The organism is Fluoribacter gormanii (assembly GCF_900156395.1).
GTDB classification, from domain to species: Bacteria; Pseudomonadota; Gammaproteobacteria; order Legionellales; family Legionellaceae; genus Legionella; species Legionella gormanii.
Genome location: NZ_FTNL01000022.1, coordinates 40,338 through 62,529 on the forward strand (window position 1 = coordinate 40,338; position 22,192 = coordinate 62,529).

The window sequence follows — 22,192 nt, forward strand, 5'->3', positions numbered from 1 at the left end:
TTATTTAGCATGACAATTCTTAAATTTTTTGCCACTACCACAAGGGCAGGGCGCATTGCGTGCAATTTTGGGTTTATTGGTTTTCTCTAACCCTTGTTTGTGTACACCGCTGACATAGAACCATTGATCATGTTCCTTGTGAAATTCACTTAACTCATGAATAATTTTTACCCGGTTATCCTCGAAATAACGTGCTGCAAATTCCACAAAACCTTTATCAGGAGCAGGTGTATTTGAATTCAAAACGTCTAGACTGATCCAGGTTACACTTTTAGCCCACTGTTCTGCCTCCAACTCATTAAAACCCATTAAGGCTTTGCCTTTCATTGTATTTTTGATGTAATCAATATTACCCATACTGTAAGCAGTATATCGGGATCGCATCAATTGCTCTGGAGTTTCGGGCTGTTGTTTTTTCTCAAGGAATAAACCACAACACAGTTCATATTTATTTTGTGATCCACAAGGGCAAAGTGACATGGTATGATCCAGCTAAAAGTCAAAATTGGATTTTTGAATTATATTCGATGTAGCATTAAATTTTTACTAAATTACACATTATTTAAGGTAAAATAATGAATTCTTATTTATTTACGCAAAACATAGAGCAAATCGATCACCAAAAGAGTGTCAATCTATTGGAAGCAGGCAAAGTGTTGTTTTTTCCAGAATATTTTTATGCTCCTGTAGACTCTCTTTTATTGTCTGAAAATGTCCTGGATGGTAGCCGTAAAAATGTAAGTTATGATATTCGAAATAAAAAGTTGAGCGCTTATAAAAAAGATATTGATAATTTGGATGTCAAACTTAGGCATATGATGCATGGTTATGCAGAATTTGCACATCAATTAATTCAAACAGCTCTTCCTTCTTATGCACCTCATTTACAATGGGGAAGGACCAGTTTCCGACCTGCGCAAATTAATGGACGTGTTTCTTCAAAACGTAAAGATGATACCCGTTTGCATGTGGATTCTTTTTCGGCAAGCCCTGTCCATGGTTTAAGAATTTTAAGAGTTTTTTGTAATATCAATCCTACAGAACCGCGAGTCTGGAATCTTGGTGAGCCATTTGAGGATGTTCTCAATCGCTTTGCACCTAAAATTGCTCCTTACAGTAAAATGAAAGCAAAAATGCTGAAATGGGTCAAAGCAACAAAAACTTTAAGACCTCCCTATGATCATTACATGCTGCATTTACATGATACGATGAAGTTGGATGATACGTACCAGACAAATGTTGAGAAAGTGCAAATTGATTTTCCTGCCAAAAGTACCTGGATAGTTTTTACTGATCATGTATCACATGCAGCTTTAAGTGGCCAGCATCTGTTAGAACAAACGTTCTACCTCCCAGTTGATAAGATGACAACACCAGATTACTCTCCCTTAAATCAATGGCAGAAAATTAAGCCCGAGTTGAGTTCTGTAAGCGTATAGCTGATTCGTTGTAGCTTGAGTTAATGAGCTGTAATTCAAGCTACAACTAAGCAGCATCAGAAAAGTTAACCACGATACTTTAAAAACTGCTCAATCTCAGCGGATGTTAGCGGTTTGCTGAAAAAAAATCCCTGTACTTCATCACAATGTTGTTGTTTTAAAAAATCCAGTTGTTTTTGACTCTCTACCCCTTCAGCAATAACTTTAAAGTTAAAACTACGCGCCATAGAAATGATTGCTTCAATAATGACTTCATCACTACGCGAAGCGGATATATTTTGTATAAAAGATTGGTCGATTTTTAAGCAATCAATATGAAGTTGTTTCAGATAATTGATACTGGAGTTTCCAGTTCCAAAATCATCTAATGCAATTTTAATTCCAAGTTGCTTAAGTTGATTGAGCGTTTTTACGATATCTCTGTGGGTTATAATCACATTTTCGGAAATTTCAAACTCTACATATTGAGGGTCAAGTAGATACTCCTTTAGCGTTTTTTCTACAAAATAAATAAAATTCGGTTGTTGTAATTGGCGAGTGGTAATATTAATTGCGACTCGAATATAAGGTAAACCTTTTTGGTGCCAAGCTTTTATTTGTTGGCACGCTTCGCTGATAATCCACTCACCCATAGGTATAATTATGCCTGTTTCTTCTGCAATAGGAATAAAATCTAAAGGTAGTAATAACCCTTTTTCTGGATGATTCCAACGAATTAATGCCTCTACGGATAATAGGTTTTCTTTATCAAGATTAAATTGCGGTTGATATAATAAAAAAAACTCTTTATTTTTAAGGGCATTACGTAAATCAGATTCGAATTTAAAACACTGGTCAGAATACTCATGTAATTGGGTAGCATAAAAATAGTACTGATTTCCGCCACGTTCTTTAGCCTGATACATCGCTAAATCAGCACTTTTTAACAGGTCACTAGGTGTTTTTCCATCTTTAGGGTAGATACATATTCCAACTGCAGGAGTAATTGTTATATCCCGATTTGCGATTTTGAATGGTTTTTTCATTGAGTCTAAAATTTTGTTGCCAATGGCGCTAATATCCTCATTTTTAGCTACATGACAAATCATGACAAACTCATCACCACCAAGCCGAGCTAAAGTATCTTCTTTACGAATTAAAGAAGACCATCGTTGCCCAACCATACGCAATAATTGATCACCAACTTCATGCGATAAACTATCATTGATTAATTTGAATCGGTCTAAGTCAAAATACAGAATGGCGAATTTTTGTTCGTTTTTTTGTGCGTAATCAATGCTGGCTTGTATTCTATCGATTAATAGGGCCCGATTGGGTAATTGGGTTAATGGATCATGCAGAGCTTGATATTTAAGTTGTTTCTCAAGATTTGCCTGCTCCGTTATATCACGAAAACTCCAAACACGACCAATGGTTTTCTCATTCAGCCGATGTGGAAGAGTATAGCATTCAAGTATTTTGCCGCTCTTAAAAGTCACAATATTCCTACCAATCTCATCCATGTTTTTGCGAAGACGAACAACATCCGCTAAATACTCTCTGGGTTTAATGAGCTGATTCAGCATATAATATAAAAAGATGCTTCCATCATCAGTTTCCAACATGGATTGAGGAATATTCCACATGGAGATAAACTTTGAATTACAATCGATTAACTTGTTATTTAAATCGATAACTAAAATTCCATCTGCGGATGATTCAAATGTGGACCTTAAGAGTGATAATGATTGTTGTAAGGATTCCGTACGTTCCTTAACCGTCTGCTGCAGTATTTTTTCATGATGTTTGGCATCATTGGCCAAAATCCATTTCCTCGTTAATGCACAGGCAAGTTGTCTTACTGCAACTACATCAAAAGGCTTTTTCAAGATAAGATAATTATCTCCAATGCCTAATTCTTTGACCGTGTCTTCCCAACTGTAATCAGAGTAGGCGGTACAAATCACGACCTGAATATCAGGGTCTACCTCCCACATGTGTTTAATTGTTTCAATTCCGTCCCAGCCAGGAGGCATTCTTATATCTACAAATGCAAGCGCATAATGTATCCCTTTTTTCAAGTTTTCCTTAATTTTTATAATTGCTTCTTGGCCTTGACACGCTGTAGTAAAAATAAATTTTGGCAAAAAACATTCTATATCGGGATCGCTGGAGTCATTTAAAAAAGAATCATCATCGAATAATTGTTTGTCTAAATGATTCAGTTCTGATTTTGTATTCGAGGCAGTCAAAACCTTAATAAAATCCTGATGTATCGAAGGATTATCATCAATAATCATAATGTGTAGTGGTATATCACTCATCAGGTTCTCCCTAGTTTATCTAATCTGTCGATAAACGGTAAAGTCAATGTAAATTGAGCGCCACATCCTTCACCCTTGCTGTCTGCCAAAAGAGAGCCACCCATTTCACGAGCTGATAGTGCAGAACTGTGTAAACCAAAGCCATGACCATTTTTTTTTGTAGTAAATCCAAAAGCAAAGATACGCTGCAAATTATCTGCATTTATTCCAACTCCATTATCTTCGACAATGACTTGTACTGAATTCTTTTCTTTTTTTTGTACTATTAGTTTGATTTCTTTAATGGGAACAGCAGTATTTTCTAGTAAAGACTCTTTAGCATTTTGAATTAGATTGATTAACACTTGCAGTAACTTGGATTTATCTACAATAACTAAAGGTGCGGAGTGAAACTCTTTAATTATCTTGATAGTACCATTTTTTGAGGTACTCATAGTGATATTTAATGCGGTCTCAATCAATTCTGGAAGATAGACTTTTTCATTTACACTGGATAGGCCACTAATCGATTTTTGCGTATCTACGATTTCATTAATATGCTGTAAATCATTCTGGAGATTGTTTACTTCAATATTATTTTTTTTATTTTCTTCCAAAATAATTTTGGCTAGGGTTAATAGGTATTTCGGAATAATTTTCCCTTTGGGATCATCGGATAAATAATCAGCTAAATCGTGTTGATTTTCCTCCATCATCTCCATAATTTTTAATAATTTTTTATCATAATCTTGGTTGAAACTATTTTTTAATAAAGTGATGGAAACATTGGAACTATTTAAAATATTCCCGATGTTGTGCAATATAGTCGTTGCTACCTCTGCCATTCCCGCCCGACGAGCCGTCGTTGATATTTGTTGATTTAATTCTTTGATTTTTTCTTCGGAAATTTTACTTTTATGAATATCAATAACAACACCTGCTAGCTGCTTATTCCCGTTTTGACATTGACCAATCGTTCTATACCAGTGGTAATTTCCATCAGGATTTCTTACTCGAATTTCACATTCATAATCTATTTTATCGTTTAAAGCACTCTCTACTTTTTGGACTAACTCAAACCTGTCTTGCTCATGAACTAACTCTAGAAACTCTTGCAGCGAAGGGGGTCTATTAATCGGATTTAAATGAAAGAGATTGAATAACTCATTAGACCAGATGGTGTGTCCTGTGTTGCCATCAAAAGACCAATAGCCTAATCCTGCAATGTGTTGAGCAAATTCAAGCTTTTCATTCAAACTCATCATTTCACGAGAAGAAATTCTCATTGAACGTTCATGTAAATAACGTTCTTGATCTGCTTCTATATACGTATTATTGATGCGCTGGATAAAAATTTCCCATTGCTCGTCAGTTTCTGGTTTTTTATCTTGAGCAATGTTTGAGTGTTCGAGTTGTCGTTTTAATAATTTATGAATTTCCATATTGTCTTACTTTAACCTTATGTTTTTATGTCTCATAAATTGTTGTAATTGTCATGGTTTGGTTATGTAATTCACAATTCCCCACAGAAAAAGGAGATAATTCCCCATACGAATAAAAACCCACTTGAGTTGAGCCTTTTGGCAAAGCGGACATAGTGGACTCAATTTCTTCTTCTGTTCGTTCGCCCAAAAGCAGTCTCCTGCCCACACAACTGATATCAATGGCCAAAACAGGCCCTAATTTTTCGAGTTTATCATTGAGCATCAATTTATTTGCGAGCAGACCTGCTTCATGAGCACTTTCAATTAATCGATCAAAATTTGCTCTCATTAATTGCGCATGCCATCCCATTGGAATATCACCTGCGAATGTCAGGGATTGTTCTTTCTCATTAATTGCAAGGATGGTACGAACCAATTGGGTTTCATCATGTATCTGAGGATTATTAATAGCCAATGGATAAAGTAATCCTGAAGAAGGTAATTCAGCGGCTTTTTCACCTAAATACTCTTTATAAAGTTGTAAAGCTGGTTGATAATCAAGTTCATATAATACATTAGATTCCGAGCGGGTAATTCGACGAACCGGACCAAAAATATCCCATCCTCCCATAGAAGCATGACCGATATGAATATCAGAACCATAAAAACCTACCGCAACCGCATAATGATCGAGAACTTTATTATTTAAAATGGTCCATGTTTTTTCGAAGTGACTGCCATCACCTGCTAAACCACCAGTTATAATGATATTGTGGTTTCCTTTGACTTTATTTAATCCTTGCACTAATTCCGAACCATTTAAATTAAGTCCATCGGATAAAATAAAAATGCTGCGCAGATCATCTGCCTTTAATTGTTCGGCAATTAGCTTGCCAGCATTCTCAGAGTCTTTACTGTTATTTACCTCTGCCTTTGCAATTTTTAATGTTGTTTTCGCAAATTTGATTACGGCAACTGTAATACTATGGTCAAAAAGATAATTGCCAAAAATTTCTCCCGCAGTGGAGCAACCGATGATGTTTGATTTGGAATAAAAGTTAGCCAATTGCATTATTGGATCTTGAAAATCCATGAACTCTGGTGCTGCAAAAATAAGAATTAATGTATTCTCTGAGTCAAGATTTGGAAATTCTTTCAGATTCCAACCTTTATTCTTAACGAATTGAAAGGCCTTTATTTCCATATATCACTCCTGTGTCGCTCATTTAATCTTGATACTGAAAAAAATGTTTTTTATTAGTATAGTGTTAATTTGGGGTATTTACTTGAGCAATTGATTTATTTTGTGCCGTCAAAATCAAGGCTAATCTTCTTTAATCTAGATTTTTTTGCTACCCAAACGAAAATTCGTTATGATAAATTTCAATATTTTGCTTAAGGGACGTAGTTTTTATGGAAGGAGAAAAATCACCTGTCAAGAATAAAAAAATGGTGATTCCTGAGCATTGGCGAAAACATTTCCCAGCAGAAAATTCGTTAGGCGTACTCATCATTTTAGTTACTCTAGTAGCTGTATTGTGGTTCTATATCTCGAGTAAAAAAACGCAAAGTGTCAGCCCTAAACCTGTCCCGGTTGTTGCGGGGATTTCTACAACTCGTGATGTTCCTATTTATGTTGCGGCACTGGGCACAGTAACGCCGGTTTATACCGTTACAGTACAAACCCAAATAAATGGTTTGTTAATGAATGTCTTATTCAAGGAAGGTCAATTGGTTAAAAAAGGTCAGTTACTGGCTGAAATTGATAAGCGTCCTTATGAAGCATTACTTACTCAGTATGAAGGGGATCTAAAACGAGATTCAGCGCTGTTAGCGAATGCAAAAATTGACTTAAAACGATATCAAAAGCTATGGAAAGAAGACTCCATTTCCCAACAAACCTTAGCAACGCAGCAATCACTTGTAGAACAATATGAAGGTAATGTTAAAGCGGATCTGGGTCTCATTCAGAGTACTAAAGTCAATCTTATTTATTGTAATATTATTTCTCCTATTGATGGACGAATCGGTTTGCGTTTGGTAGATCCAGGAAATTTTGTGCAAACCTCAAATACCCAAGGTATTGCAGTGATTACTACCCATGATCCCGTTACTGTAATTTTCCCTGTAGCAGAAGATTATGTACCGCTTATTGCACCGCAAGCCTATTCCGGCAAAGAGATGCAAGTGAATGTTTATGATCGACAACAAAACCATTTACTTGCAACAGGAACATTAATTGCTTTGGATAACCAAATTAGTACTACTACAGGAACCGTAAAACTCAGAGCGATCTTTAATAATAAAAAGAACAAATTGTTCCCCAATCAATTTGTGAATGTGAAGATATTAGTTGAAACATTGCACCAGGCGACGGTTGTGCCAACGGCTGCGCTACAGCATACAACAACTGAAGACTTTATTTATGTTATTAACGAAGATAATACAGTAAAAATCCAAACAGTAGTAATGGGACCTGCCATTGGTGATGATACCGTAATCAAAAGAGGCTTATTACCCGGTCAAAAAGTGGTAGTAAACGGTGCTGATAAATTAATGAATGGTTCCAAAGTTCTTGTCCATAATATGCACTCAAGTGTTGCAGTCCAAAAAAGCGAAAATGGCTTAGAGGTGAACAGTCTCACATGAGTATTTCAGGCCCATTTATTGCAAGAGCTATAGCAACTTCGTTATTGATGTTTGCGATTTTTCTGAGTGGGGTCCTTTCATACCAGCTATTACCTGTTTCAGCGCTTCCGGACGTCGAATATCCCACGATTCAAGTATCTACATTTTATCCTGGAGCAAGTCCAGACGTAATGAGCACTACAGTTACGGCCCCACTTGAACGTCAATTTGGACAAATGCCGGGTTTGGATCAAATGACCTCAAACAGTTCAGGTGGTTCATCCATTATTACCCTGCAATTTAATTTGGATATGAGTTTGGATGTGGCGGAGCAAGAAGTTCAACAAGCAATTAACGCGGCAAGTAATTATTTGCCAATGGATCTTCCCAATCCTCCTGTCTACAGTAAAGTGAATCCTGCAGATGTACCTATCCTAACCCTGGCCTTGACTACAAGTACTTTACCTTTAACTCAAGTAGAAGATTATGCTGAGACACGTCTTGTTCCGAAAATCTCTCAATTATCTGGTGTTGGTTTGGTCAGTATCGGTGGTGGACATCGCCCTGCGGTACGTATTCAGGCTAATCCTAATGCATTATCTGCATATGGATTAACTATGGAAGACATACGCTCCATCGTTATGGCTTCAAATGTGAATGCTGCTAAAGGAAACTTTGATGGCCCACGCTTGGCTTATACGATCAATTCCAATGATCAGCTCTTGTCTGCTGCAGATTATCGTCCATTAATTGTTTCGTATCAGAATGGAGCTCCAGTTCGTCTATCTGATGTAGCCCATGTCATTGATGGATCAGAAAATACGATGCAAGCTGCATGGATGGACACAGAGCCAGCGATTATTCTCAATATTCAACGTCAACCCCAAGCGAATGTGATTGAGGTTGCAGAGCGAGTTAAAAACCTGTTGAAGCAAATGGAATTGGCAATTCCTGCAGGGATGCATATCAAAGTACTTACAGATCGCACGACCAGTATTCGTTCTTCCGTAGAAAATGTCCAGTTTGAGTTACTTTTGTCAGTAGCATTAGTCGTGATGGTGATTTTTCTATTCTTACGTAAGTTATCCGCAACAATAATTCCTAGCATTTCAGTACCATTGGCACTTGTTGGCACATTAGGTCTAATGTACTTGCTCGGGTTTAGCCTTAATAATCTTACTTTGATGGGATTAACTGTTGCTGCGGGTTTTGTGGTTGATGATGCGATCGTCATGATTGAAAACATCATACGCTATATTGAGATGGGCGAAAAACCCTTGGATGCCGCTCATAAAGGAGCCGCTCAAATTGGATTTACTATTGTTTCTTTGTCTATTTCTCTTATCGCGGTATTGATTCCTTTATTGTTTATGGGAGATATAGTAGGTCGATTATTTCGTGAATTTGCTCTGACCTTAACCATAACCATTGCAATTTCAGCATTCGTTTCGTTAACGCTAACGCCTATGCTGTGTTCTCAGCTTCTTAAGTCACAAAGTGAAAGTAAAGTCACTGATTTAGAGCGTTTTCTGGAGCGTCAATTAGATTATCTTATTCAGCGATATAAAAGCTCCCTGCATTGGGTTCTTTCGCGACAATCTTTTATATTACTGATTTTCTTGATTACCGTATTAATAACCTGCATTTTATTATATCTCATTCCTAAAGGTTTTTTTCCCATTCAGGATACTGGAATTATTCAAGGAATATCAGTAGCCTCTGAATCGGTTTCATTTAAAGAAATGGCTAATCGACAGCAAGCTTTAGTTCGTGAAGTTCTCTCTGATCCTGCCGTTGAAAATGTATCGTCATTTATAGGTATTGATGGTACAAATATAACGCTCAATAGCGGGCGTATTTTGATCAACTTAAAACCTTTAGAACAACGTCCAGGTGTTATCGAGGTTATGAATCGTTTGCAATCTAAAATCAGTCAGGTTGTTGGGGCTTCTTTATACATGCAACCGGTGCAAGATTTAACGATTGATACATTAACCAGTCGCACTCAATATCAATACAGTATTAGCGCCCCTGATCGGGATGACGTTACTAAATGGTCACAGCTAATGTTAGAGAAAATGCGCCAATTATCCATTTTGAAAGACGTTAATACCGATCAACAAAATATGGGTTTGGTTACCTTTGTGGATATAGATCGCGATACAGCATACCGATTGGGTATTACTATGCAGATGATTGACAATACTTTATACGATTCGTTTGGTCAGCGGCAAATATCCATTATGTTTACGCAACGAAACCAATACCGAGTTGTATTGGAAGTATCGCCTCCATTGCAAAGAGAGTCGATTGCTTTTGACAATATTTATATAAATTCCTCCGTAATTAATTCTTCTAAAAACTCTTCAATGAGCTCTTCGGGAACAATTAATAATGGGATAAATTACTTGTCGAGTAATTCATTGACAGGCAATTCACAGGCTCTTAATTCGTCATCCGGGGTAATATCAAGCGGCTCTGTACCAATTAAAACGTTTGCTCGTTTGAAGCAGTCGCTTGGCCCCTTGGTTATCACCCATAAGGATCAATTTCCCTCTGCTACGCTTTCCTTCAATCTTGCAAATAATGCATCCCTAGGTGATGCAGTGACTCAGATTGAATCTGTAAAAAATAGTCTTAATATGCCGTTCAATATAGAGGCTGGTTTCCAGGGAACGACAAAGAACTTTCAAAAATCACTCGCTAATGAAGTGTGGTTGGTGGTTGCTGCAGTGTTTGTTGTTTACATCATATTAGGTGTGCTTTATGAAAGTTACATACATCCGCTGACTATTTTATCTACCTTACCGTCTGCATCAATGGGGGCTTTGCTTGCATTGTATATAACAAAAAATGAACTGAGTATCATTGCTTTGATTGCGATTATTTTATTGATTGGCATTGTATTAAAAAATGCCATTATGATGATCGATTTTGCTCTTGAACAAGAACGTGAATACAAACTCAAACCTAAACATGCAATTTATAAAGCGGCTGTATTGCGTTTTAGACCTATTTTGATGACCACTATGGCTTCTATGCTTGGTGCAATTCCTTTGGCATTCAGTAATGGTATCGGTGGTGAATTACGACGTCCATTAGGGATTGCGATTATTGGGGGGCTGATAGTGAGTCAGTTGGTGACTTTATATACGACTCCTGTTATTTATCTGACATTTGATCGTATATCACGTAAGGTAATGAGTTATGGCAAGCGCAATCCAGGTACTGCGGAGGCTGGATTGTGAATTTAGCATCCTTATTTATTAAGAAACCTATTGCCACAATCCTGTTAGCGTTTGGATTAAGTTGTGCAGGAATTCTTGCATTTGATTTACTACCTGTAGCACCGTTGCCCCAGATTGATTTTCCAACTATTATGGTACAAGCTCAGTTACCGGGAGGTAGCCCAGAGGTTATGGCAACTTCAGTCGCAGCGCCTTTGGAACGACAGATAGGGCGAATTGCGGGTGTTACTCAACTTACTTCATCAAGTACTTTAGGACAAGCCAGCATCACCGTACAATTTGATTTATCGCGTAATATTGATGGAGCTGCACGAGACATCCAGGCAGCAATTAATGCATCATTAAGTCAATTGCCGACTAACTTAACTAATAATCCTACTTATCGCAAAGTAAATCCTGCTGATGCGCCTATTATGATAATTGCATTGACTTCGGATAAATATACACCAGGACAGATGTATGATGTCGCCTCAACTATATTGCAACAAAAGATTTTGCGTATTGAAGGTGTAGGGCAGGTGGGTGTTGGTGGAGGTTCATTACCCGCAGTTCGTGTTGAAATTAATCCTACCGCTTTAAATAAATATGGAATTGGATTAAATCAGCTTGCCACAACAATTAACAATGCCAATGTGAAAGGGGCTAAGGGGCAGTTGATACATGATGATACTGTTTCAGAAATTGGTACTAATGATCAGATGCATAAGGCAAGTGAATATGCACCACTTATTATTAGCTATTTCAATAATCAGCCTGTACGTCTTTCTGATGTAGCTCATGTATTTGATTCAGTTGCTGACGTTCATACCGCCGGTTTGGCAAACGGGAAACCCGCTGTGCTTTTGGTTTTATTTAAGCAGCCCGGGGCCAATGTCATAAAAACAGTGGAGCATGTAAAACAAATCCTACCCCAACTTGAAACTTCTATATCCAAGGATATTAAATTAAATATTTTGCTGGATAGAACAACTTCAATTCGTACGTCATTACATGATGTGGAGCTTACTCTGCTTATCGCCATGTTTTTGGTAATTTTGGTTACTTATCTTTTTCTTGGAAGTTTTAGGGCGATGATGATTCCGGGCATTGCCGTTCCACTATCTTTGCTTGGGACTTTTGCGGTAATGAAATTATTAAATTACAGCCTGGATAATTTATCGCTTATGGCTTTAACCATTTCTACGGGATTTGTGGTGGATGATGCAGTTGTTGTATTGGAGAATATTTCTCGTCATATTGCTATGGGGAAAAAACCACTGCAGGCTGCTTTTGATGGATCAAAAGAAATAGGTTTTACGGTGGTATCGATTAGCATTTCATTAATCGCGGTATTTATTCCTATTTTTCTTATGAATGGCATTGTAGGACGTCTATTTCGAGAATTTGTGGTGACACTTTCTTTAGCAATTCTGATTTCACTTGTTGTCTCCCTAACACTGACACCAATGATGTGTTCTCAAATGCTGCATGAGAATGAAGGAGAAAAAAGCAATTTTTTTATGCGGTTTATGGAAAAAGTACGTTTGCGATATGCAAAAGGCTTGCATTGGGCATTGTTTCACCCACGGGTCATGTTAATTCTTACCTTTGCAACTGTGTTACTTACTACAAGTTTATTTGTGGTTATACCTAGAGGATTTTTTCCTCTACAGAATACGGATCGGATTGCCGGTTCGTTACGGGCAGATCAAAATATTTCGTTTCAAGCGATGAAAAAAAAATTAATTCAATTTGTTTCGGAAATTCGCAACGATCCAGCTGTTGCTAATGTAGGAGCGTTTATTGGCAGTGGCCCGGGCAATAATACAGCCAATACAGGCTCTATGTTCATTACGTTGAAGCCTAGTCAAAATAATAGTCCAACAACCCCTCAGGTTATAGAAAGATTGCGTAGTAAATTATCTTTAATAACTGGTGCTACTTTGTATATGCAGGCAGCTCAAGATCTAACCATAGGTGGTCGACAAACGGCAGCTCAATTTCAATATACGATAACTTCTGATAATTTAAATGATCTCGCTACCTGGACGCCACGAATTATGGAGCAATTGTCAAAGATTCATGGTATTACCGATTTAAATAATGACCAGCTCAATCATGGTTTGCAAACTTATGTGAATGTTGATCATGACACTGCAATGCGTTTTGGGATTACTCCAGAACAGATTGACCAAGTGTTATACCATGCTTTTGGCCAAAGTCAGATCTCGGTTATGTATATGCCTATGAATCAATATTATGTAGTCATGAATGTTGCTCAGAAATATTGGCAATATCCTGCTGTGCTGGATGAAATTTACGTCAAATCTTCATTAGGTGATGAAGTGCCTTTATCTGCGTTTGCCAGTTTTAAGACGGGTTCTACCTTATTATCAGTAAATCATCTAGGTCAGGCTCCTGCGGCAACTTTTTCATTTAATTTGATCCCTGGAGTATCGCTGGGTGGTGTAGTGAAACAAATTACTTCTGCAATTAAAAAAATGAATTTACCACCAACCATGCGAGGTACGTTTCAGGGAACAGCACAAGCGTTTCAAGAATCATTTGCAAATGAAAAATATTTGATAATTACTGCTATTTTAGCAGTTTATATTGTACTGGGAATGCTTTATGAAAGCTTGATTCATCCAATAACTATTTTGTCTACTTTACCATCGGCTGGAGTCGGCGCATTATTGGCATTATTGTTGTTTAAGGCAGATTTGAGCATCATCGCTTTGATTGGAATGATTCTTCTGATTGGTATTGTGAAAAAAAATGCCATTATGATGATTGATTTTGCCTTAGAAGCCGAGCGATTAGAAAATAAATCGCCACGTGAAGCAATTTATGAAGCCGCATTATTACGCTTTCGCCCAATAATGATGACTACAATGGCCGCTATACTAGGTGCCATGCCTTTGGTTATTGGTTTTGGAGTGGGTTCAGAACTGCGTCGCCCATTAGGTATTACTATTGTTGGTGGGTTGATTATGAGTCAATTATTAACACTATACACAACACCAGTGATTTATTTGGCAATGGACAATGCTGGAATACGTTTCCGCAATTTTATGAAACGATTTAAGTTACGAGGTGCCTATGGCCACTCATAATCGATTTAAATTTTTAAGCCTAGGTGTTGTGAAGCGAAACCCAGTGGTTAAGTGGTACTTTATTTCCGGGTTTCGCTTCGCTGTACCCAGGCTACAATTTCTAATTCTATCTTCTCTTTTACTGTGTTCTTGCATGGTTGGACCCAATTATGTGCCTCCGAAAATTGTAGTTCCAACGCAATTCAAAGAGGCCAAAGGTAAAGAAATAACAGGGACTAAGCGTAAAAATTGGAAACCCATCCAGCCCCAAGATGATATGGACCGTGGCGAGTGGTGGAAGATGTTCAATGATCCAGTATTGAATGATTTGGAAGATCAGTTGAATCATTTCAACCAAAATATTGCGAATGCAGAGGCAAATTTCAGGCAGTCACTTGCAATTGTCGACCAGGCACGCGCTAATTTATATCCAACAGTAGTAGGTGCATTTAGTTTGTTCCGACAACGACAGGCTGGAGGAACTACATCGATTATCGGTTCTTCTGGTACTGCGGGCACGGCTACGACAGGTATTGCACCTGCAGCAACAACAACTACAATTTATACTTCATTTTTGAATGCAAGTTGGGAGCCTGATCTTTGGGGACTTGTTCGTCGAACCATTGAGTCCGATCTCGCTTTAGCGCAATCCAATGAAGCATTGATTGGTGTGACGCGTTTATCAGCCCAAGGTGCTTTGGCGCAATATTATTTTGAATTACGCACACTGGATAAAGTTCAAAAATATTTGGATGACATAGTAACCGCTTACAAAAAAGTATTACAATTTACACGAAATCAATATGCATCAGGAGTTGTATCGCGCGCTGATGTAGTTCAGGCACAAATTCAACTTGAATCAGCTCAGTCATCAGCAATCAATAATGGAATCTTACGAGGTCAATATGAGCATGCGATTGCTGTATTAATGGGACGTCCGCCAGCCTATTTTTCATTAAAGCCAGCAATTATACAATTGAAACCACCAGTGATTCCCTTGGAGATACCCTCAACTTGGCTGGAACGTAGGCCGGATATTGCCCAAGCGGAACGGCTCGTGCAACAAGCGAGTGCTCTAATTGGGGTGGCTATTGCTGCATATTTCCCCAACTTAACCTTAAATGGAACTGTCAGTGCGGCGGGACATAGTTTTCATCAATTAATTCATAAACCCACAATCAGTTGGTCTACAGGTATGCAATTGGCAGAAACTATTTTTGATGGAGGATATCGTGCAGCAGGGGTAAGGGCTTCAAAAGAACAATATATGGCCCAAGTTGCCAATTATCGTCAAGTAGTCCTGATTGCATTTCAAGATGTTGAGGACAATCTGGTTGCATTACGTCTTTTAGAAAAGCAAAGTGTAGTCCAGGATAAGGAGGCAACAGATGCCCTTTTTGCACTCAAAATTGTTAAGAATCAATATAAAGCCGGTACAGTTCCTTATTACAATGTACTTTTGGCGCAAATCAGTGCGCTTACAACGGAACAGGCGGCAGCACAAATTGACGGTCTACAAATGACTTCTGCTGTTGGTTTGGTTAAAGCATTAGGTGGCGGTTGGGTCGCCCATCTATCACCAAAGCATAAAAGTTAATCTCGATTTGAGCTGGAAATTTTCAGATATTAAATAGATTGACATCCATACATCATCTCTTTAGCATGGGCAAAAACTAAGCGCAATGAGGGATATATGTTTGGATTGATAAGCTTTGATGATATCTGGTATGTATTAAATGATGAGGATGATCCGAATGATTCCTCATTTTTTTCTTATGAACGAGCACGATTTATTGAGCTTTATAAAAAACGTCCTGGATTTTTTCAACCCTACCAAGACGGTAAAGAGTTTCTTGGTGGTGCCCTGGCACCTGTTGTGCATCCCTTGGAGTTTGCTGCTTTGGGTATACTGGGGGTAGTTGTAGGTGTTATTTCTCCACTGGTAAGCGTTGGAGGATTGATTGTTGGGCTGGGGGCTGCTGCGTTTGGAAATACAAAGCTTTATGATATAGGGCTTGAGACTGCCTCTACTTTTTTGTATTTAACCGGCTATTCGCTTGTAGTCACCGCGGCGAGTCTTTTACTTGCTGCTCTTAGCATTCCATGCGCTTTATTTACTCTTGGTACTCGTGGTTTTGCTTCTGTCGGTGCTGAAGTACTTGAATGTATGAATGATATGCAAACTACTAGTGAAGTTCAAGCAAGTATGCTGAAATAAGAATTTCTTTGTTATAGAGTGATGGGCCACTGAAATGCGGAAGAATTTATGCTTTATTTAATTGGCGAAAAAGAAGTAAATTTCATTCTCGAAGGAGAAACCATTGAGGAGCTCGCTCGTAGAGCAATAAACACATACAGGAACCGTCCTGGTTTTTTCACTCCCTATAAAAATAATTATGAATTTATAGGTGAATTAATTGCTCCGGGCATATATCCATTCGCTGGCATTGTTACGGCTGGATTCTCTGTATATGCTTCAGCTATTGCAGCTGTTATTAGCATTGGAGCATTGCTTGTTGCCGCTGGCAGTGCTTTATTCAGAGCTCCAAAGCTCCGCGATGAGGCGCTGGAATTTGCTTGTTTTATGTTATGTTTTACGGGAGTTGCGCTGCTTACAGCGGCGGTGAGTGCTTTATTGGCGATTATTAGCGTTCCTCACAGCTTAGTTTCAGTTGTTACTCGTTCGGTTGCTTCAATCGATGCATTAACCTCAGGAAAAGCCATTGAATTATCGGTACTACATGATGAGGTCGAAACGGATGCCAATACTGATGAGTGTGTTTTTCGATGCTTTTAGATAAAACTGCATAAGGTTCGGGCATACTATTTTTCGTGATTAAATAAGATGTCGTTCTGAAGAGCATTTCATCTGATTGGTTTGCTGTCGTTCCAAATAATTCGCTAACATTTTTAACTCCATTTTAATGCGTTTGATTTTATCTTTTAATTTATTTTCTATATCTTGAAGGTTTTTAAGATCCAGAGTTATCGCTTCTATTTTTTCTTGCTGTTGAGTAATAAAGTTAAGCCAATTGATTTCAGTTACTGGATTAATGGTAAGAGAATTGGTGCTCTTTTGATTAATATGTTCTTTAATTTGTTGGATTTGCTGTTCCAACTCATGTTGCTTAAATTGCGTTGCAAATAAATTCAAGTCCAGCTCCTGGAGCTGTCTGTTTAATTTATCAATTAGAGAAGTTAGTGACTGATTCATTATGGGATTGTAGTCCAATTTCGATTAATTTCGTGTTCATATATTCTGTTTGCACTAATTGGAAGATTAATTATTTTTCATAGATCGCATTTAAAATACAAATGCTGATTAAATCAAACTTAAAAAATTAATACAACTGGATGAAAAAAGTTATTGGTTTGATTGTTAATTGCTCATCATAGTTGATGTTGTTAGAATTCGCGTACTTACACAATCTGTATTTATAAAAGGTTTTACTTAATGAAAGAGATTACTCTAACTGCAATATTTGAAGGAACAATCTACAGTATTGAACAACCGAATACGCATTTGCACCAGGTTTTATTTAAAGATTGTGAGGGTGTGCGTATTACTTCAGCTGAGCAGGTTGACCTATATAAAGGGGCTACTCACTTCAAAATCGGTTTTAATGGATGCGGCGTTGACTATGGCGTAAAAGGACTTTTATTCGGAGCTGGTGTAAAAAAGCAAAGCGACCAAGTGGTCGAGGTGGTTAAAAAGTTAATTAAGGAAGGGCATAAGGTAAAGTTAAATTGTATTGGTTTAAGTCGAGGTGGGATTGCGGCAATCATGGCGGCTATAAAGTTAGCTCATGTTGATGGTTTTCACTTGGAAACAAATTTACTTCTTTTAGATCCTGTGCCGGGTAATTTATTTTATGTTCCCTTTTTAGATTTCTTCAATTATACCTTGACCAATAATGCAATTGATTTATCCGGATCTAAAAATTTAAATTACGTTGAGACGCTCTATCCTTATCTTGAAGTTGGTGATGATACTGAAGAATGGGTGGATCAGGTTCTTGCAAAATTTCATATACCTATAAGACCTACTTATCCGAAACATTGTCAGGTTAGAGAAGAAGTTATTTTAGGAGCACATTTAAAAGCGTTCCAGGATGTTAATAAAGAGAATGATGCGGTTCATTTACGCTATGGAGTTGATGTAATTCCTATAATCAGAAAGCTGAGCAAAGCAATTATGTATCAGTTTCTGGATAGGGTAGGTAGCTTGGTAGAAGCAGAAGAGAATATAGAGCAATCTGAGATCATCAATGAATTTCAACGTGAAGGAGCAAAATGGAAGCGCATTTTAGCTGAAATTATCGCCAGTATTATTCCAAAAAGTAGAGTATTGCATTCTCAGGATCAGTCTAGGATTACGGTCTCGAATTCAGCAAAATATTTAAATAAAACACATCGTGAATTGATTGATATGGACTCTCATGATCCAGAAGAACTTTGCTTAAAAGTAGAACCAGAGCGAAATTATTTGGAAAAGCAGAACACTCCATTAACAAAAATGCTATTGCTGGATTTGATTGAATTTATCCACAGTAAAATGACTAATACAAGTAGACAAAGTTCAAAAGGCAGGGTATTAACTAAGATTAAAAATGGTATGGAAGTTGAAAACGATGATTTCTTTACTGAGGAGCGCTTGAGTTTTATACTCAGAGATATTCTCGCAGTTGCATTACAACGCGATCGATATAGCTATAGTTTTTACAGCACAACCACTTCTGGACTCGCATTGGTCAATGCATTAAATCAAAGCAAATTTAGTGCAATTAAAGAGCTACTACAATTTGATGATAAACCAATTGAATACTCGGATTTGACTGCTTATGTTTTGGGTCGAAATGATCCTTCACATTTTAATAGTCAAGATTTGAGTATAAATTTTGCTCGAGTAGAGGAACATTCGCTAGGAGAAGATGGATATAGAATGTTAGTTTAGGTTAATCCTTGCGTAGCACGGTGATCCATTGTGACAGAAAGAATAAAAACAACCAGGGAAGAAAGATTATGAAACAAGAAACAACGAAAAAAGATAGAGTAAAATTTCATTCCTATGAGGACCAACGACCAATTGATAGTTCTGTAAAAGGTATTTTTATTTCTTTAGTAACAGCAAGGTACCAATAATGTTTCACTGGCTAAAGGAATGGAGGTACAAACGCATAATACGTCATTCACCTATAACCGATGACCAATGGAATGGCCTGTTTCAAAATTTGCATTTGCTTAAACGCTTGAGCGAAGAGGAAAAAATAAAGCTTAAGCGCTTAGCCATTTTATTTCTTTACTATAAGTCATTGGAAGGGGTTGGAGGTCTTCAAATAAGAACTACCATGCAATTAAATATTGCACTACAAGCATGCCTTCCAATTTTGAATCTTGGTCTCGATTGGTATGATGATTGGATTTCAGTTGTCATATATCCCGATGCATACTCACATGAGAGCAAGATAATCGACGAGTTCGGTATAGAACATTTAGGACGATCCAACTTGAGTGGTGAGTCGTGGCAGCACGGACCTGTCATTATTTCTTGGAGTGATGCATTACATCATGGTGAAGCAAATGGGCGTAATGTGATAATTCATGAGTTTGCTCATAAATTGGATATGCAAAATGGTAGGGCAAATGGATTTCCTCCACTTCATAAAGGAATGTCAGCGAAACATTGGGCTCAAGCATTTAACAATGGATATGACGATTTGATAAGCCGTATCCAGAAAAATGATCTCATTCCAATTGATCCTTATGCGGCTACATCCCCAGCTGAATTCTTTGCGGTATTTTCTGAATTATTTTTTGAAAAGCCGCAAGTAATCAGACAATACTATCCTGATATTTATGAATTACTTACTCAATTTTATCGTCAGGATCCACTTAAAACCAGTGTTTTGTAGCCTGAGTTGAGACAAGCGAGTCAGGTTAATAATTGAAAAAAATACCGGGTTTCACTTTGTTTCGAACAGGCTACAAATTTGATAATTACCAACTGAATGTGTATCGTGTTTCTTTCGAGCTCCATCCATCAGTAATGTGTACTTCGAGTTGTCGTTCAGAGATCAGATTAAATTCGATCAATGACCCCCAATAAGGATTATGAAATTCAAAACCTTGTTTTGTCTGTCCCGTTGTTAGCTTGCAAGAAACTTGTCGAGGTTCAGGAGCTCCAAGACCGTCACCATAACTTAAATCCAATTGGGTTGAACCCTGAGACTTGCCAGCAGAAGCCACTTCATTCAACCAGTTACACTCGATTTTAGCGGATTGAGCGTGTTGATTTTTGAGCTTTAAACAACTTCTATGTGTACTGATGCATGGTTTTGCAAAACACGAACCAGCTACTAAACCCATTAAAAGAAAAGTATATAATTTTATCATTTTTTATGCCTATCAGTTTGGGTGTGATGTTTTTAACATCGTTATCAAAGTGTTGTCAATGGTTTAAAAAGTTACTATTTATTGAAAAACCAGAAAATAAGCATAATGATTAGACTAATTAAAATGCATGTACTAACAGGAAAATAAAAGGTAAAGTTACCTTTCTGAATGATGATATCACCAGGTAATTTACCCAAACCTAATTTCTTAATAAGCGGCCAAAAGATACCAATTATTAGCAAAATAATGCCTATGATAATTAGGATTTTTTGGATCATATTTTTTACTCGCGTGAGATTATTTAATATTAGCAATGTATTATGTATTTCACAAAGGCATTATCCGTTGTTGAGCAAAACTTGTTACCTTAATTTTCGGTTGTTATTTTTACTAATATACCCATTAAACTCGAGAAAAACTGATCTTTACTTACACATGCTTGACTGGATTACAATGAATGTTATGCAACCAAGCACCTAATCAAATGCATTGACTACTCTTAACTTTGGTTAGTTCTGTATGCGTTCCTCCATCCATGTTCTGCACACATTTTTGTAATGGAGTCTCAGCTTTATAATCTAGCTGTGCAGAAGGAGCCTCGCAAGAAAAAAAACTATTTCCATTTTGCATAGGAGGCACTGACGAACGCTCAACATGAACCTCCAGAGATGGAGGCATGTATCCTATCAATAATCGAGAACTGGAGTTAGGTTCTGTTTCCTGAACAGGTTTCCCTGTCTTGAAGCACGCTTTTAATTCACGTGCTGCGAATCTAATAAGGTCTAATCCATATATAGGTGCATTGATAATGGCCAGGGAAGCTAATTTAATACCCAGGAGAGTGAATGAGGCTGCAAGGAAAAAGATCACATTGGCAATATTTGCTAATTTAGCGGCAGCTGAGATTATCAAAAATAAAGGTGCGAAAAGAACCGTCAGCGGACGTGTGATAAAAATTGCTCTCAGCTTATTAAAAATGCCTTCCGGCAATGGACTGCTAATGCTCTTTACAATGGCCTTAGCCTGTAATTGCATTTTAGTAAAAATACCGATGTATCCTTCTTCAGCGTTTCTCGAATGTTTGGGATCTTTTTTATAATTCTCAATTTCTTTTGCAAGCGGTTCTCCGGCAAAAAGATTGAATCCCCAATCACTAAAACCAACAGCTAAAGAAGTAAGACTAAAGATTATAATGCTACTGATCATCAAGCCGATTTCAGCGAGAATCAAACCGATATTAATTACCCATGATACGGTATTAGTGAGCGAGCGAAAGGGCTGATAATACCGTCGGTAAAGTAAAAAATGATACGAAAAAAGTTCATAAATTTTCTGCCATAATGCTTCGCCTGCCTCAAAAGGATCAGATTCAAAATTGGCAAATAAATTATCCTTCTGATTACGATTGGATATTATTTTAAAAATCTCATCAGTTATATTATGTTTCTTTAGAAGTTCGTGTAGCTTTGGCTGTGATTGTTGCAATTTATCAGGATGAAAGGCTAAAGCTAACTTTTTATATAAAGCCTTTTGCTTTTCTTTTTCGACCGAACTAAATGCTTTATCAACGCGTCTTTTTATCTGATTTAACAAAGATCGATTATCAGATGTATCAAGAGTTTTATCTTCTAAGTCTGCTGTGATTTCTTTAATCAAATCTGAAGTAATTTGATTTAGATTACTCATAATCCTCTACTTATAAAA

General features: G+C 37.4%; 17 protein-coding genes. 9 read left to right on the plus strand and 8 right to left on the minus strand.

Features of this window, described 5'->3' with window-relative positions:
* Positions 1-480 (minus strand): YchJ family protein, encoded by a 480-nt coding sequence (locus BW930_RS13225; RefSeq protein ID WP_058467557.1) that lies wholly within the window; start codon positions 478-480, stop codon positions 1-3.
* A gap of 95 nt (positions 481-575) precedes the next feature.
* On the opposite strand from BW930_RS13225, the gene kdoO reads away from it, so the two are divergent.
* Positions 576-1,439 (plus strand): Kdo hydroxylase KdoO, encoded by an 864-nt coding sequence (kdoO, locus tag BW930_RS13230; RefSeq protein WP_058467556.1) that lies wholly within the window; start codon positions 576-578, stop codon positions 1,437-1,439.
* Positions 1,440-1,504: 65 nt separating this feature from the next.
* Here kdoO and BW930_RS13235 read toward each other — a convergent pair whose 3' ends face one another.
* From BW930_RS13235 to BW930_RS13245, 3 genes are read right to left on the minus strand one after another with little or no spacing between them, the layout of a single operon-like run.
* Entirely contained in the window at positions 1,505-3,742 is a 2,238-nt protein-coding gene (locus tag BW930_RS13235) for an EAL domain-containing protein (protein ID WP_058467555.1), read from the minus strand.
* Complete coding sequence (locus BW930_RS13240) at positions 3,742-5,163, minus strand: ATP-binding protein (protein WP_058467554.1); 1,422 nt, start codon at positions 5,161-5,163, stop codon at positions 3,742-3,744. Before BW930_RS13240 ends, BW930_RS13235 begins: the two co-directional genes overlap by 1 nt.
* Positions 5,164-5,188: 25 nt before the next feature.
* On the minus strand, positions 5,189-6,349 hold the full coding sequence (locus BW930_RS13245; RefSeq protein ID WP_058467553.1) for an FIST signal transduction protein: 1,161 nt from the start codon (positions 6,347-6,349) through the stop codon (positions 5,189-5,191).
* Positions 6,350-6,558: 209 nt separating this feature from the next.
* Here BW930_RS13245 and BW930_RS13250 point away from each other — a divergent pair, with 209 nt between their 5' ends.
* The 6 genes from BW930_RS13250 (at position 6,559) to BW930_RS13275 (ending at position 16,892) form a co-directional block, all read left to right on the plus strand.
* On the plus strand, positions 6,559-7,794 hold the full coding sequence (locus tag BW930_RS13250; protein WP_058467552.1) for an efflux RND transporter periplasmic adaptor subunit: 1,236 nt from the start codon (positions 6,559-6,561) through the stop codon (positions 7,792-7,794).
* Positions 7,791-11,021, plus strand: coding sequence for an efflux RND transporter permease subunit (locus BW930_RS13255; protein WP_058467551.1), 3,231 nt, complete (start codon positions 7,791-7,793; stop codon positions 11,019-11,021). The genes BW930_RS13250 and BW930_RS13255 overlap by 4 nt, the downstream gene beginning before the upstream one ends.
* A complete protein-coding gene (locus BW930_RS13260) occupies positions 11,018-14,116 on the plus strand; it encodes an efflux RND transporter permease subunit (RefSeq protein ID WP_058467550.1) in 3,099 nt (1,032 codons plus the stop codon). The genes BW930_RS13255 and BW930_RS13260 overlap by 4 nt, the downstream gene beginning before the upstream one ends.
* Positions 14,103-15,692, plus strand: a complete 1,590-nt coding sequence (locus BW930_RS13265; RefSeq protein WP_058467549.1) for an efflux transporter outer membrane subunit — start codon at positions 14,103-14,105, stop codon at positions 15,690-15,692. The genes BW930_RS13260 and BW930_RS13265 overlap by 14 nt, the downstream gene beginning before the upstream one ends.
* Positions 15,693-15,788: 96 nt before the next feature.
* The gene (locus BW930_RS13270; protein ID WP_058467548.1) at positions 15,789-16,313 is read left to right on the plus strand and encodes a hypothetical protein; all 525 of its coding nucleotides are present in this window, start codon (positions 15,789-15,791) and stop codon (positions 16,311-16,313) included.
* 48 nt (positions 16,314-16,361) lie between these two features.
* Positions 16,362-16,892, plus strand: a complete 531-nt coding sequence (locus BW930_RS13275) for a hypothetical protein (protein WP_058467547.1) — start codon at positions 16,362-16,364, stop codon at positions 16,890-16,892.
* 39 nt (positions 16,893-16,931) lie between these two features.
* On the opposite strand, the gene BW930_RS13280 is transcribed toward BW930_RS13275, so the two are convergent.
* Entirely contained in the window at positions 16,932-17,309 is a 378-nt protein-coding gene (locus BW930_RS13280) for a hypothetical protein (RefSeq protein ID WP_064276679.1), read from the minus strand.
* Positions 17,310-17,549: 240 nt separating this feature from the next.
* Between BW930_RS13280 and BW930_RS13285 the strand changes: the two genes are divergently transcribed.
* Positions 17,550-19,049 carry a hypothetical protein gene (locus BW930_RS13285; RefSeq protein ID WP_058467545.1) on the plus strand — a complete coding sequence of 500 codons (1,500 nt, stop codon included), beginning with the start codon at positions 17,550-17,552 and terminating at the stop codon, positions 19,047-19,049.
* A 187-nt stretch (positions 19,050-19,236) separates the two neighbouring features.
* Positions 19,237-20,007 carry a M90 family metallopeptidase gene (locus BW930_RS13290; protein ID WP_058467544.1) on the plus strand — a complete coding sequence of 257 codons (771 nt, stop codon included), beginning with the start codon at positions 19,237-19,239 and terminating at the stop codon, positions 20,005-20,007.
* Positions 20,008-20,092: 85 nt separating this feature from the next.
* Here BW930_RS13290 and BW930_RS13295 read toward each other — a convergent pair whose 3' ends face one another.
* The 3 genes from BW930_RS13295 to BW930_RS13305 form a co-directional block, all read right to left on the minus strand.
* Positions 20,093-20,488: a hypothetical protein gene (locus tag BW930_RS13295; protein WP_058467543.1), complete on the minus strand. Its 396-nt coding sequence runs from the start codon at positions 20,486-20,488 to the stop codon at positions 20,093-20,095.
* A 74-nt stretch (positions 20,489-20,562) separates the two neighbouring features.
* On the minus strand, positions 20,563-20,766 hold the full coding sequence (locus tag BW930_RS13300; RefSeq protein WP_172461588.1) for a DUF2905 domain-containing protein: 204 nt from the start codon (positions 20,764-20,766) through the stop codon (positions 20,563-20,565).
* A gap of 202 nt (positions 20,767-20,968) precedes the next feature.
* Complete coding sequence (locus tag BW930_RS13305; protein ID WP_058467542.1) at positions 20,969-22,174, minus strand: J domain-containing protein; 1,206 nt, start codon at positions 22,172-22,174, stop codon at positions 20,969-20,971.
* Between the last annotated feature and the right edge of the window lie 18 nt (positions 22,175-22,192).